Annotated in this window: 1 protein-coding gene; it reads left to right on the forward strand. The window is 74.0% G+C overall.

Going from position 1 to position 235, the window contains the following annotated elements:
- A partial coding sequence (locus KVT14_RS21460) for a hypothetical protein (RefSeq protein ID WP_217617394.1) occupies positions 1-235 on the forward strand: 235 nt, incomplete at both ends.

Raw genomic sequence — 235 nt, forward strand, 5'->3', positions numbered from 1 at the left:
AGGCGGCGTTCTTCGGGCGCGAGGTCGGCCTCATGTACGCGCACGCGCACATCCGGTGGGCCGAGGCCCTGGCAGCGCTCGGACGGGCCGACGTCGCGGACGAGCTGCTCCGGCTGTCCCCGATCGGAATGCGCGAGCGGGTGCCCAGCGCCCTGCCCCGGCAGCGCACCTGCTACACCTCGTCGTCGGACGCCGCTTTCCCCGACCGGTACACCGCCGCGCGGGACTTCGAGCT

This window comes from Cellulomonas sp. GbtcB1 (assembly GCF_019091725.1).
In the GTDB taxonomy this organism is placed as follows: Bacteria; Actinomycetota; Actinomycetes; order Actinomycetales; family Cellulomonadaceae; genus Cellulomonas.